The organism is Thiohalophilus sp., from assembly GCF_031581315.1.
In the GTDB taxonomy this organism is placed as follows: Bacteria; Pseudomonadota; Gammaproteobacteria; order UBA6429; family Thiohalophilaceae; genus Thiohalophilus.
On the sequence record NZ_JAVLAZ010000070.1, the window covers coordinates 1 to 13,046 of the forward strand.

Genomic DNA, 13,046 nt, shown 5'->3' on the forward strand with positions numbered 1-13,046 from the left:
CTGCGTTCGGGGCCGGTGGAGATGATGTCCACGGGGGTGCCGGTGACTTCTTCGATGCGTTTGAGATAGGCCCTGGCGTTGGCCGGCAGTTCGTCGTAGCTTTTCAGGCCGACGGTGGATTCCTGCCAGCCCGGCATGGCTTCGTAAACCGGTTCGCAACTTTCAAAGGCCTCGGCGCCGACCGGCGGGGTATCGCGTACTTCGCCGTTGCATTCGTAGCCCACGCAGATCTGGATCTGATCCAGGCCATCCAGCACGTCCATCTTGGTGATACACAGGCCGCTGACGCTGTTGATCAAGACCGAACGCCGCAGGGCTACGGCATCGAACCAGCCGCAACGCCGCGGGCGGCCGGTGGTGGAGCCGAACTCGTGGCCGCGTTCGGCCAGCCGCGCACCGACTTCATCCATTAACAGATTACCGTCGTACAGTTCCGTGGGAAACGGGCCGGAGCCGACGCGGGTGGTATAGGCTTTGGTGATCCCGAGCACGTAATCGAGATTGCGCGGGCCCATGCCGCTGCCGGTACTCGCGCCGCCGGCGGTGGTGTTGGACGAGGTGACAAACGGGTAGGTGCCGTGATCGATATCCAGCAACGCGCCCTGGGCGCCCTCGAACATAATGTTGTTGCCGGCCTGCATATGCTGATTGAGCAGTTCGGGAATATCCGCCACCAGCGGTTGCAGCTCCTCGCGCATAGCCATGGCCTGATCCAGCACCTGGTTGAAGTCGACCGGCTCGACCTTGAAATAGTTTTTCAGGGCGAAGTTATGATAATCGAGGATCTCGCCCAGTTTGGCGGCAAAGCGTTCGCGGTGGAACAGATCGCCCAGACGCAGACCGCGGCGGGAGACCTTGTCTTCATAGGCCGGACCGATGCCGCGACCTGTGGTGCCAATGGCTTTTTTGCCGCGCGCCGTCTCACGGGCATGATCCAGCGCCACATGATAGGGCAGGATCAACGGACAGGCTTCGCTGATGCGCAACCGCTCGCGGGCCGGGACGCCCTCGTTTTCAAGCATCGTCAGTTCATCGAGCAACGCCTCGGGCGAGAGCACCACCCCATTGCCGATCAGGCACTGGACGTTCTCACGCAGCACGCCGGAGGGGATCAGGTGCAACACCGTTTTCTTGTCGCCGATCACCAGGGTGTGTCCGGCATTGTGCCCGCCCTGGAAGCGCACCACGGCAGAAGCCCGATCGGTCAACAGATCGACGATCTTGCCTTTACCTTCATCTCCCCACTGGGTCCCGATAATGACGACGTTCTTGCCCATGACTTCAGCCTGTTGTTGTTATCAAATCGTTACAATCTGCCATGACTTGCCATCCCTGACCAGTTTGCGATCGCAGCCCAGTTGCTGCGGGTCGCTGTTATCGCCCGGCAGGGCACTGATCACCCGCTCTCCCTGTTGACGAAGTTGTTCGACTTGCTCGCGCAAAACGGCATCGTCCTCAACCGGGGCATAAATCGCGCCAGGCCGGGGCATTGCCGCCTCGCCCAGGTCGATCAGCGTTTTGAGATCGGTACTGAAACCGGTGGCCGCCCGGGAGCGACCGAAGACTTTGCCGATTTCGTCATAACGCCCGCCCTGGGCAATGGCCTGCCCCCGGCCCGGCACATAAGCGGCAAAGACCACGCCGGTGTGATAGTTATAACCGCGCAACTCGGCCAGATCGAAATGCAGGGGAATCGCCGGCTCATGAGCCTTGATCTGTTGCGCGACGGCCTGCAGATTATCCAGCGCCTCGCCGACTCCGTCACCGGCGAACGCCAGCAGACGGCGCGCGTCTTCGATGACAGATTCATCCCCGTTAAGCGTTGCCAGGCCGAGCAGTCCTTCGGCAATTTTTCTGTCGACCGAACTGTTATTCAGCAGCTGCTTGATCTCGGGGATCGCCTTGCGTTGCAGGGCATCGAACAGCTCGGCCTGCTGTTCTTCGGCCAGCTTCGCCTTGCGAACCAGTTGTCGATAGATACCAACGTGGCCGAGATCGAAATAGAGATTCGGTATACCGCTTTGACGCAGGGTCTCCAGCATCAGCAGAAACACTTCCACGTCGCTTTCGCTGCCGCTGTGGCCGTAAAGTTCGGCGCCCACCTGAATCGGACTGCGTGAACCGGCAAAACCGTCCGGTCGGGTATGCAAGACTGAACCGATATAGCAAAGCCGAGACGGGCCGTCCTTTTTCAAGGTATGCGCATCCATGCGGGCCACCTGCGGGGTCATGTCCGCGCGCAGCCCCATCAGTTTGCCGGTCTGTTGATCGGTCAATTTAAAGGTTTGCAAGTCGAGATCGTGGCCGGTGCCGGTCAACAGAGAATCGAGATATTCGATCATCGGTGGAATCACCAGCTCATAGCCCCAGCCGGCATACAGATCGAGCAGACGTCGGCGCAGCGTTTCCAGCCGGCGCGCCTGTTCTGGCAGGACCTCCTCGATCCCTTCCGGTAACAACCAACGATCGGATTTCATTCTGTACCTAACCTAACCCTTAATCAGATAGATCAGCAACGCTCCACCCAGCATGGCAGCCAGCCCGATACGCCGCAAAACGCGGTCGCTCATCTGGGCCACCATGATCAGACCACGACGAAAAGAGGTGGGACTGAGTGCCGGTGTGATCCCCTCAATCACCAGCACCAGTGCAATTGCCACAATCAATTCCTGCCACATGAATGACGTCCGAAAGCGTGGTTAATCAAACGTTATCGACGCGTCACTTGGCGGCGGGATTATTATCCTTGAAATACTTGAAGAAGTCGGAATCCGGTTCCAGTACCATCAGGTTGCCTTCACCCACCAACGATTTGCGGTAGGCCGTCAGGCTGCGATAGAAGGAATAAAACTCCTCGTCCTGCTGATAAGCCCCGGCATAAATGGACGCGGCCCGGGCATCACCCTCACCACGAATGCCCTGCGCCTCGCGATAGGCCTTGGCCAGCATCACGGTTTTCTGCCGTTCAGCCTCGGCGCGGATCCGCTCCGCTTCACCTTCACCTGTAGCGCGCAACTCGCTGGCTTCCTTTTCACGCGCCGATTTCATCCGTTCGAAAATGTTCTTGAAGACCCGCTCGGTCAGTTCGATACGCTTGAGACGGACATCGACGATCTCGATACCGAAACTCTCCACCCGCTCGCTCGCTTTTTTGGTGATATCGCGCATGATTTCATCGCGCGCACTGGAGATAACCTCCTGCAGTGTGCGCTCACCAAACGCGTCCAGCAGTCCCTTGTTGACGATCGATTGAAACTGCTGACGAGCCCGGGTTTCCATGCCCTGCATGGTCTTGTAGTAGGTTTCGACATCGCGGATCCGCCACTTGACGTAATAATCCACGATCAACGGTTTCTGTTCCTGGGTCAGATAACGCTGCGGGGCGGTATCGGCGGTAATGATCCGCTTTTCATACTTGCGTACGTTGTTCACGAACGGCCATTTGAAATGGATGCCCGGTTCATAATCGGCTTTCTCGATCTTACCGAGAGCAAACAGGATGGCCAGCTCTCGCTCACTGACGGTGAAAACGCTGCTGCTTCCCACCACGCCAACAATGGCGAGGATGATAACGGCGCCCAGAAGTTTCGGGTTCATTGGCGCACCTCCCTTGAACGATTGCGCTCACGGGTCTGATCCAGCCCGAAATCCTCTTTCTGGCGGGAGAACGGTCCGGAATCCTGTGAGGCGTCGCTGTTATTACTTGAACCACTGGCGCGTTGCTTCATCAGCTGGTCCAGCGGCAGATACATCAGGTTGTTACCTTCTTTGATATCAACCATAACCTTGGGGTTTTTCTCCATCAGCTCTTCCATCGCTTCCAGGTAGAGACGCTCGCGCGTAACCCGGGGCGACTTCTTGTATTCACGCATGATTTCCACGAAGCGTTCGGCATCACCCTCGGCGATAGAAACTATCTCATCGCGGTAAGCTTTGGCTTCTTCCAGAAAACGCTGCGCCTGACCTTCCGCCCGGGGCAGAATGTTGTTGGCATAAGCCCTGGCCTGGTTCATGAATTTTTCCCGGTCCTCACGCGCCGCGGCCACGTCGTCGAATGACGCCATGACTTCCTGCGGTGGCTGGGCCTTTTGCATATTGAAACCACGCACTTGTAAACCGGTCTCGTAACTGTCGAGGATGCCCTGAATCCGCTCCCAGGCTTCGGCGGCAATCTTGTCACGGCCCTGGGTGATGATGAATTCCATCTCGTTGTTACCGACAATCTCGCGCACGGCACTCTGGGTGACGTGACGCAGTGAAATTTCCGGTTCGCGCACGTGATAGAGAAAACGGCGCGAGTCGCGCACGTTGTACTGCACCACGAACTCCATATCGACGATATTCTCGTCCTTGGTAAGCATCAGGGCTTCGTTACTGCCCTCACCGATATGAACCGAACGCACCTGGGAGACATCCACGATGTCCACCGTGTCGACGAAACGCGGATACCAGTGCGGACCGGGTGGCTGGATGGTGTGGAATTTACCAAAGCGCAATACCACACCTTCCTTACCTTCGTTGACGATGTAGATGCCGGACAGTGCCCAGACCGCCAGCAACACCAGAACAATCAGGCTCAGCCCCGCGGAGCCGCCGGCGCCGGGAATGCGAGGACCGCCACCGCCGCCTTTACCGCCGAACAGGCCGCCGAACTTGGCCTGCAGCTTTTTGATCACTTCGTCGAGATCCGGGGGGCCGCCTTGCGGGTTGTTGCGATTACCCCAGGGATCCTTGTTGTTTGAACCACCAGGTTCATTCCAGGCCATGTGATGCTCCGTGATATGTGTTCTGAATCAGCGCGTGCGGTTCAATTCAGGAAAGTGGATTTTCAATGTGACCGAGAAGCAATTCTATGGGGCTTCGCTAACTGCCGCAAGGCATGCTCCGGTATTTAGCTCGCCTTGCCTGCCCCCGCTCTTTGTCAGGAAGCCAGGTGGGCAAGCCGGGCCGCGTCTTCCTCGCCGGCCAGATGCGCACCAATGGCATAATGTTTGTCCAGCGCGTCCCAGTCGGCACGGGGCATTTCGACAGTCATCAGCCAGTTACCCTGTTCGTCCACCTGTTCGCGGTGGACCTTGCCGACTTGGTATAACAGGGCGTGCAGTCGCCCCTGCGCCACCGGCAACAACAGTTCATGGCAGACCCGGCCGCGATCCAGCCGCGCCGCCAGTGCCTCGCGCAACTCGGCCAGTCCGGCGCCGTCGCGGGCCGAGAGCCAGACCCGCCAGGGCAGCCCGCGCTCGTCGTATTCAATCCGCGGCTCGCTCTCCTCAAGCTGATCGATTTTGTTGTAGACCAGCAGCTGGGGCACATCGCTGGCATCAATTTCGCTCAGTACCGCGTTGACCTGCTCGATATTGCCGTCACGCTCCGGGCTGGAGGCATCCACCACGTGCAGCAGCAGGTCCGCGTCACGGGTCTCCTGCAAGGTGGAGCGAAACGCTGCCACCAGATCATGTGGCAGATGGCGAATGAAACCCACCGTATCGGCGAGGATCAGGGCCTGACCGTCAGCCAGTTCCAGCCGGCGCAGGGTCGGATCCAGGGTCGCAAAAAGTTGGTCGGCCGCGTAGACGTGGGAGTCGGTCAGCCGGTTAAACAGGGTGGATTTGCCGGCGTTGGTGTAACCGACCAGCGAGACCGAGGGAATCTCGCGGCGCTTGCGGGCCCGGCGACCCTGCTCGCGCTGACGCTGAACCTTTTCCAGTCGCTTGTTGAGCTGACGAATCCGCTCACCAATCAGGCGGCGGTCCGTTTCCAGCTGGGTTTCACCGGGACCGCGCAGGCCGATACCGCCCTTCTGGCGCTCCAGATGGGTCCAGCCGCGCACCAGGCGCGTGGACAGGTGTTTGAGTTGCGCCAGCTCGACCTGCAGCTTGCCTTCGTGGGTCCGGGCACGCTGGGCGAAGATATCCAGAATCAGGCCGGTGCGATCCAGCACCCGGCATTTGAGCAATTGTTCCAGGTTACGTTCCTGAACCGGCGACAGGGCATGGTTAAACAGCACCAGATCGGCCCCGAGTTCCCTGACAGTCTCACGGATCTCCTCGGCCTTGCCGGTACCCACAAAATAACGGGGATGAGGAACGGCCCGGGAACCAGCGATTACCGCGATCGGTTCAGCACCGGCGGAGACAGCCAGTTCCCGAAACTCCCGGGGTTCTTCCTGTTGCTGTTCCGCTTGCAGAGCCAGATGAACCAGAACAGCCCGTTCACCGGCTTGTGGACGTTCAAACAATCATTACCACCCTCACCAACGCCGCGTTGGTGACTTCAAGCATTACCTTCATGACCCTTGGTTTCTTCCGCCATGGGCAGCTTCACGTTACGTGCCGGCACGATGGTGGAAATCGCATGCTTGTAAACCATTTGGTTAACTGTATTACGCAATAGCACCACAAACTGGTCAAATGACTCGACCTGCCCCTGCAATTTAATCCCGTTCACCAGAAAGATTGAAACGGGGACGCGTTCCTTACGCAGCGCATTGAGAAACGGATCTTGTAAGGACTGTCCTTTACTCATCGTTATTATCTCCGCATGTTATAGTTATTGTCTCAGACGATCGGGCCCGTTCTGATAACCTTATAAAAAATCAACAAAAATTCAAACTTATCTTACCACACTCATTCTGTATCAATGGGTGAGCTGGCTAACCATTTCAAGACCTGATCCCCCCTTTTTTGGTCCAGGGCATCAAATGTCCGCACCCCCGATTCGCTGCGCAGCCAGGTCAGCTGGCGTTTGGCCAGCTGGCGAGTCGCCGCCACCCCCTGTTCCTGCATTTGAGTATAGTTGATCCTGCCTTGCAAGTAGTGCCACAGCTGGCGATAGCCGACCGCCCGAATCGAGGGCATCTGCTCGTGTAAATCCCCACGCCTGAAAAGGGCTTCAACCTCCTCGACCAATCCCTGCTCGAGCATTTGTGCAAACCGGCGGGCAATGCGTTCGTGCAACACCGCCCGATCCGAGGGGATCAGCGCCAGTTTGACAAACTGCCAGGGCAACGGTTCATTCTGTTGTTGCAATTGACTCAGCGGCATCCCCGTCAACTCGTACACTTCCAGCGCCCGCTGGATACGCTGAGGATCATTGGGATGAATCCGTTCGGCGGCCTGCGGATCCACCTCGGCCAGCCGGCTGTGCATCGCCGCCCAGCCCCGTTCCAGCGCCTCCTGCTCCAGTTGCGCGCGCAGCACCGCATCGGCTGCCGGCAGGCGCGACAGGCCGTGAATCAGGGCACGAAAATAGAGCATGGTGCCGCCCACCAGCAGGGGGATACGCCCGGCGGCGGTGATCTCGGCCATTTCCCGACGGGCCAGTTCGGCAAAGCGGGCCGCCGAGCAGGCCTCGGCCGGATCCAGAAAATCGATCAACCGATGAGGCGCCTCGGCCAGTACCTCGGGCCCGGGTTTGGCCGAGCCGATATCCATGTCGCGATAGACCATCACCGAATCGACGCTGACGATCTCCACCGGCAGCGCCCGCACCAGACGCACGGCCAGGTCGGTCTTGCCCGAGGCGGTCGGCCCCATCAGGGCGATCGCCGGCGGAAGTGACGCCGGTGACACGCTCACGTTTCGAACAACGCCTGCAGCGCCCCCTGATCCCAGCGCACCCAGTAGCGAGCCGGCTGCGGATTCCGCTGCCAGTTCAAGGCATCGCGCACCAGCGCCTGCTGTTCGGCCGCACTCCAGTTTGGCGGGCAGCTCAGGACCTGCGCCAGCGCCATCTCCGGCGCCGTCCCCGCCAGGGCGGCCTCGACAAACGCCGGCAGCCACTGTCCCGCTTCGAGGGACGCCGCCGCGGCCGGCACCTGGCGCAGCAGCACTGCCGCCTCACTGACCGTACTGACATCGATGCCGTGGCCGGCCAGCCACTCGGCGTGTTGCTCCAGCCATTGCAGCGCCGTGGCGGATAACTCGATGGTCTCGGGAATCAACAGCGGCCTGGCGGTTTGCGCCTCTCCTGCGGCAAAGCTGGCCGCCAGTTGCGCCGCGCGCACCGCCGGGGCATTGATCAGCAACAACGTGCCCGCCTCTTCCACCACCAGATAACCACCCGCCAGCGTGGCGAGGACCGGTTTGTGGGAGGAAACGTCGTCGGTATTGGCCGCGGTCGGGGCCCCGGTGCTGGCGGCTTCCTGGATCGACCAGGCGGCGGGAATATTACCCTCCGCCGGGGTATAAAACGGGCGCCGCGGTTCGGCCGCCGACGGCTTGGATCCCGGCGTGGCTGGCCGGGCAACGGTGGGATCCTCGGCCAGCGCCTCGCTGACGGCGTGGACGAGAAAATCATGCACCTGGCGCGCCTGATGAAAACGGACTTCATGTTTGGTGGGATGCACATTCACATCCACTTTGAGCGGGTCCAGCTCCAGATAGAGCAGCCAGGCCGGATGCCGACCGGGATAGAGCTGACTCTGGGCCTGACGCAGGGCGTGGTTGATCAACTTGTCGCGGACGCTGCGGCCGTTGACATACACATATTGCAAATCAGCCTGGCTGCGCGCCGCCTCCGGCCGCCCCAGCCAGCCCCACAGGCGCAAGCCGTCCAGGCTGTAATCGATATGCAAAGCCTGCGCATAGAAGGCCTTGCCGCACAACCGCTCCACCCGCCGGGCCTGTTGCGCCTCGGTCCCCGCCGGCGGCAGGCGGAAAACCTCTCGCTGGTTATGCCGCAGACTGAAGCCAACCTCGAACCGGCTCAGGGCCAGGCGTTTGAGCATGTCCTCAATATAGCGGTATTCGGTGCGCTCGGTGCGCAGGAAGCGGCGCCGCGCCGGGGTATTATAAAAGAGTTCGGAGACACTCACGGTGGTACCCACCGGATGGGCCACCGGGACCAGCTGTGGGCCGGCCTCGCGATCGGTCAGGCTCAGACGCCAGGCCTCCCCGGCGTCACTGAAACGGGAGTCGACCACCAGGCGCGCCACCGAGCCAATACTGGCCAGTGCCTCGCCACGAAAGCCGAGACTGGCCAGGTTCTCCAGATCCTCCAGCCGGGCAATCTTGCTGGTCGCGTGAGGGCTGACCGCCAGCTCCAGCTCCCCGGCTCGAATCCCGTAGCCATCATCACTGATCTGAATCTGCTCCAGCCCGCCGTTGCGAATCTGCACCTCAATACGCGTGGCACCGGCATCCAGCGCATTCTCCACCAGCTCCTTGACGATCGATGCCGGCCGCTCCACCACCTCCCCGGCCGCAATCTGGTTGGCCAGAGTCGACGGCAGGCGCTGGATAATCGCATCGGGTTGATAACGGCGGGCAGGTTGCATGCGGGTAGCTTAACCGCGTTATCTCAAAAGGTGAACGGGCTTCGTTGCACAGAACCGGTTAAAAAACGCGGAGGTCGCAGAGGCGCGGAGACGCAGAGTGGAGAATTGATCTATGGACCGGGCTGCCCCACGAACATTCTTCATGGCAGGCAAGGCTTGTAGCGACCGGGGTAATGTCAGATTACGTTTTTATCGCAATCAGTTACGTTACTTCCAGCGGAATAAAACAATGATTTTCTCCGCGCCTCTGCGTCTCCGCGAACTCCGCGTTAATTTCTCGGTGCCCGGAGAAAGAGGAACGTCAGATGACGGGAATCCGCAGCACCTGACCGACGCGCAGCATGTTGTCGGAGAGGCCATTGTGCTGTTTGATGGCCGAGACGCTGACCCGGTAGCGGGCGGCAATGCCGGTGAGGGTATCACCGCGGCTGATTTCGTGCCGACGCGCCTTGCGGGTCGCCAGCAAAGTGCCGGCCGGGGCGTGGCGGGCGAAGTAACGTTTGACGCCATAGAACATGGAACGGGCCAGTTCGGTCTGATGCGCACTGCTGCGCAGTTTGCGTTCTTCGGCGGGGTTGGAGATGAACGCCGTTTCCACCAGGATCGACGGCACATCCGGCGCCTTGAGCACCCGGAAGCCGGCCTGTTCCACCTGCCGCTTGTGCAGATGATTGACATGTTTGAGACGGCCCAGCACTTCGCTGGCCACCCGGTGGCTGTCTTCGATAGTGGAGTTTTGCACCATATCCACCAGCACCATCTTCAGCAGGTCTTCCTTGTCATCCAGACTGACGCCGCCGATCAAATCGGCGCTGTTTTCACTTTCGGCCAAAAAGCGGGCGGCCTTACTACTGGCGCCACCGTCGGAGACCACATAGACCGAAGAGCCGTGCGCGCGACGATCGTGAAAGGCATCCGCATGGATGGAGATAAACAGATCGGCCTGGGCGCGGCGCGCTTTTTCCACCCGTTCGCGCAGGCTCAGGTAATAGTCGCCGGTGCGGATCATCACCGGAGCAAAGCCCGGCTCCCGTTTGAGCATCGCCTCGAGCTTGCGCGCGACGGCCATGACCACGTCTTTTTCCCGTGTCCCGAGCCGCCCCAGGGCACCGGGATCCTCACCGCCATGACCGGCATCGATGGCAATAATGAGATTGCGGGGCTTGCCGTCATTGACCGACTTGGTCACTTTCGGCGCGGCCTGCTCGCTTTGCGGCTGGTGCAGATCGATCACCAGCCGGTGACCGTAGTCGCGTTGCGGTTTGAGAACAAAACTTTTCGGCCGTACCTCGGACTTGAGGTCCAGCACAAAGCGCAGCTGATTATCCTCGCGGTGCGCATAACGGATGTTCTCGATCAGGGCCCCGTCATAGCTCAGAGTCGGCAGGCTGCCGGGAAAACGGGAATCCTTGAGATCGACCACCACCCGGTCGGGATTTTCCAGGGAGAAGAGACGATGATCCACTGGCTGGCTCAGGTCCAGCACCAGCCGGGTATGATCCGGTGCCGGCCACATGCGCACGCCTTCCACCTGCACCCCGGCGGCCGCCGCGGTCAGTGGTATAACGGACAACATCAGCCATAGCAGCGCCCGAGCTGTACGCATGGTGCTCGCCTCCCGTGTTACCTGCGTTCAATTTATTATTGTGCCGGTCGGCAGGAGAAATCAAGTAATAATTTGATATTTATTATGAAGATAGACAGGATTTCTAGAGTTTTTTCGAGATCATCGCGCCCACGGGTGGCTCAAAACGGCTCCAGTCGGGCCAGCAGGGCTTCACCGGCCTGGTCGTGAGCGATCAGTCTCGCCTGGCGGCCGTCGCCGCGTGGATCGAGATAAACCTCCACATCGGGATGGGGCAGATGGCCCTGGCCCCGCTCGGACCACTCCACCAGGCAGAGGGAGTGATCATCCAGGTAATCCCGAAAGCCCAGGTATTCCAGCTCTTCCGGGGCCGCAAGCCGATACAGATCGAAGTGAAAAACTTTTTTATGATCAAAATGATAGGGTTCGACCAGGGTATAGGTCGGGCTTTTGACCGGACCGGTGTGTCCCAGCTCCTGCAGCAGTCCCCGCACGAGGGTGGTCTTGCCGGCCCCCAGTTCGCCATGCAAAAACAGCAGACAGGGTGCCACACACAGGCGGGCCAGCCGCCGACCCAGCTGCACGGTGGCCGCTTCATTTTCGAGATACTTTTCCATCGCTCCAAGCTTAGCGGAATTTTTCGAATAACGGCATGCCGTCAGGGAAAAGAATCTGACTTGCGGGATCAGCTGTTGACGAGTCGACGCAACGGACCGAACAGATCCCCCGCCAGCAGACCGCGCTCGCCCGCCGCTCTGGCACCCTGATCCGCCGCCGCGCCGTGCAGGCAAACCCCCAGTTGTGCGGCTATCTCCAGCTCCAGCCCCTGCGCCAGCAGGGCCGCGATCACCCCGGTGAGCACATCGCCCATGCCGGCGCTGCTCATACCGGGGTTGCCCGCCGTGCAAACCGTGTTACCTGTGTCAGTGCTCACTAATGTTCCGGCCCCCTTGAGCACCACGGCTCCGCCATATTCCGTCTGCAGGCGGCGCACCGCCGCCAGCCGATCGGCCTGCACTTCGGCCGGGCTCTGGTTCAGCAGGCGCGCGGCCTCACCCGGATGGGGCGTGAGAATCCGCTGCCCGGCCCGCTGCGGATTTTCGGCCAGCAGATTAAGTCCATCGGCATCGACCACCTGCGGCGTGTCGCACCCCGCGATAACCTGCCAGATCATCCGGGCCCACTCGCCCTGCCCCAGACCGGGGCCCACCGCCAGCACCGTGGCCTGTTCAATTAATGCGTGCAGCGCCTCGCTGTTTTCCACCCCGTGGCACATCAGTTCCGGGCGGCCCCAGTTAAGGGTGGCGGCATGGGTGGCTCGGGTGGCAATGCTCACCCGTCCGGCGCCGCAGCGCAGGGCCGCCTCGCCAGCCAGCCGGGCCGCACCATTCATCCCCTGCTCCCCGCCGATGATCAGCACATGTCCGAACAGCCCCTTGTGGCTGTTGCGCGCCCGTCGCGGCAGCTGTTGTTGCAACGCCTCGAAGTCGAGCCGCCGGGCCACCGGGCTCACGCGCGCCCGCACGCTGGCCGGCAGATTGAGGGAACTGAATGCCAGCTGGCCGACATAATCGGGGGCATCGCCGGTCAGCAACCCCGTTTTCAGACCGATAAAGGTAATGGTTTCCCCGGCGCACACCGCCCGGCCGCCCGCCTGGCCGGTATTGGCATCCAGGCCGGAGGGCACATCCAGTGCCAGCACCGGCTTGCCGCTGGCATTGAGCCAGTCGATCGCCGTGGCGTAGGGCTCATTCACCTCGCCCTGAACGCCGGTCCCCAGCAGGGCATCGACCAACAGATCGATCTCCTCGCTCGGTTGCGACGCAAACGGTTCGGGAAACAGATCCATCCCCTGCAAGCGTTGCAGGGCGGCCAGGGCATCGCCGCGCAATTTATCCGGATCCCCGACCTGCAGCACACGAACCTCGCGCCCGTCGGCGTGCGCCAGGCGGGCGACCACGTAACCATCACCGCCGTTATTGCCGGTACCGCAGACCACTGTAATGTGCCGCGCCTCGGGCCAGCGTCGGGTCAGCAGACGCCAGGCCGCCTCGCCGGCACGTTCCATTAATATAGAACCGGACATGCCCTCTTCCTCGATGGCAATGCGATCGAGTTCGCGGCACTGGTCGGCGGTATAAAGATCATGCGGCAGATGAGTCATAAGGCTATGATTATGATCAT

Annotated in this window: 12 protein-coding genes; all 12 read right to left on the minus strand. The window is 60.7% G+C overall.

Annotated features, from left to right (window positions below; translation table 11 throughout):
* Window positions 1–1,277, minus strand: a 1,277-nt coding sequence (locus tag RI563_RS10090) for an adenylosuccinate synthase (RefSeq protein WP_310694254.1), incomplete at its 3' end; no start/stop codon positions are given.
* 21 nt (window positions 1,278–1,298) lie between these two features.
* A complete protein-coding gene (locus tag RI563_RS10095) occupies window positions 1,299–2,477 on the minus strand; it encodes an ATP phosphoribosyltransferase regulatory subunit (protein WP_310694255.1) in 1,179 nt (392 codons plus the stop codon).
* A 12-nt stretch (window positions 2,478–2,489) separates the two neighbouring features.
* The gene (locus RI563_RS10100; protein ID WP_310694256.1) at window positions 2,490–2,660 is read right to left on the minus strand and encodes a DUF2065 domain-containing protein; all 171 of its coding nucleotides are present in this window, start codon (window positions 2,658–2,660) and stop codon (window positions 2,490–2,492) included.
* 61 nt (window positions 2,661–2,721) lie between these two features.
* Entirely contained in the window at window positions 2,722–3,597 is an 876-nt protein-coding gene (hflC, locus tag RI563_RS10105) for a protease modulator HflC (RefSeq protein ID WP_310694257.1), read from the minus strand.
* Window positions 3,594–4,766: an FtsH protease activity modulator HflK gene (gene hflK, locus RI563_RS10110; protein WP_310694258.1), complete on the minus strand. Its 1,173-nt coding sequence runs from the start codon at window positions 4,764–4,766 to the stop codon at window positions 3,594–3,596. Before hflK ends, hflC begins: the two co-directional genes overlap by 4 nt.
* 155 nt (window positions 4,767–4,921) lie before the next feature.
* A complete protein-coding gene (gene hflX, locus RI563_RS10115) occupies window positions 4,922–6,238 on the minus strand; it encodes a ribosome rescue GTPase HflX (RefSeq protein ID WP_310694259.1) in 1,317 nt (438 codons plus the stop codon).
* A 35-nt stretch (window positions 6,239–6,273) separates the two neighbouring features.
* A complete protein-coding gene (hfq, locus tag RI563_RS10120) occupies window positions 6,274–6,525 on the minus strand; it encodes an RNA chaperone Hfq (protein ID WP_310694260.1) in 252 nt (83 codons plus the stop codon).
* Window positions 6,526–6,626: 101 nt separating this feature from the next.
* Window positions 6,627–7,535 carry a tRNA (adenosine(37)-N6)-dimethylallyltransferase MiaA gene (gene miaA, locus RI563_RS10125; protein ID WP_310694265.1) on the minus strand — a complete coding sequence of 303 codons (909 nt, stop codon included), beginning with the start codon at window positions 7,533–7,535 and terminating at the stop codon, window positions 6,627–6,629.
* 38 nt (window positions 7,536–7,573) lie between these two features.
* On the minus strand, window positions 7,574–9,277 hold the full coding sequence (mutL, locus tag RI563_RS10130; RefSeq protein ID WP_310694261.1) for a DNA mismatch repair endonuclease MutL: 1,704 nt from the start codon (window positions 9,275–9,277) through the stop codon (window positions 7,574–7,576).
* Window positions 9,278–9,578: 301 nt separating this feature from the next.
* On the minus strand, window positions 9,579–10,883 hold the full coding sequence (locus RI563_RS10135) for an N-acetylmuramoyl-L-alanine amidase (RefSeq protein ID WP_310694262.1): 1,305 nt from the start codon (window positions 10,881–10,883) through the stop codon (window positions 9,579–9,581).
* A gap of 140 nt (window positions 10,884–11,023) precedes the next feature.
* Window positions 11,024–11,479, minus strand: coding sequence for a tRNA (adenosine(37)-N6)-threonylcarbamoyltransferase complex ATPase subunit type 1 TsaE (gene tsaE / locus RI563_RS10140; protein ID WP_310694263.1), 456 nt, complete (start codon window positions 11,477–11,479; stop codon window positions 11,024–11,026).
* A gap of 68 nt (window positions 11,480–11,547) precedes the next feature.
* Window positions 11,548–13,026, minus strand: a complete 1,479-nt coding sequence (locus tag RI563_RS10145) for an NAD(P)H-hydrate dehydratase (RefSeq protein ID WP_411293574.1) — start codon at window positions 13,024–13,026, stop codon at window positions 11,548–11,550.
* Between the last annotated feature and the right edge of the window lie 20 nt (window positions 13,027–13,046).

Excerpts from the sequence above, each read along its gene's own strand:
- RI563_RS10095 (WP_310694255.1), bottom strand. The coding sequence starts at position 2,477 with ATGAAATCCGATCGTTGGTTGTTACCGGAAGGGATCGAGGAGGTCCTG.
- hflC (WP_310694257.1), bottom strand. The coding sequence starts at position 3,597 with ATGAACCCGAAACTTCTGGGCGCCGTTATCATCCTCGCCATTGTTGGC.
- hflK (WP_310694258.1), bottom strand. The coding sequence starts at position 4,766 with ATGGCCTGGAATGAACCTGGTGGTTCAAACAACAAGGATCCCTGGGGT.
- hfq (WP_310694260.1), bottom strand. The coding sequence starts at position 6,525 with ATGAGTAAAGGACAGTCCTTACAAGATCCGTTTCTCAATGCGCTGCGT.
- miaA (WP_310694265.1), bottom strand. The coding sequence starts at position 7,535 with ATGGGGCCGACCGCCTCGGGCAAGACCGACCTGGCCGTGCGTCTGGTG.
- mutL (WP_310694261.1), bottom strand. The coding sequence starts at position 9,277 with ATGCAACCTGCCCGCCGTTATCAACCCGATGCGATTATCCAGCGCCTG.
- RI563_RS10135 (WP_310694262.1), bottom strand. The coding sequence starts at position 10,883 with ATGCGTACAGCTCGGGCGCTGCTATGGCTGATGTTGTCCGTTATACCA.
- tsaE (WP_310694263.1), bottom strand. The coding sequence starts at position 11,479 with ATGGAAAAGTATCTCGAAAATGAAGCGGCCACCGTGCAGCTGGGTCGG.
- RI563_RS10145 (WP_411293574.1), bottom strand. The coding sequence starts at position 13,026 with ATGACTCATCTGCCGCATGATCTTTATACCGCCGACCAGTGCCGCGAA.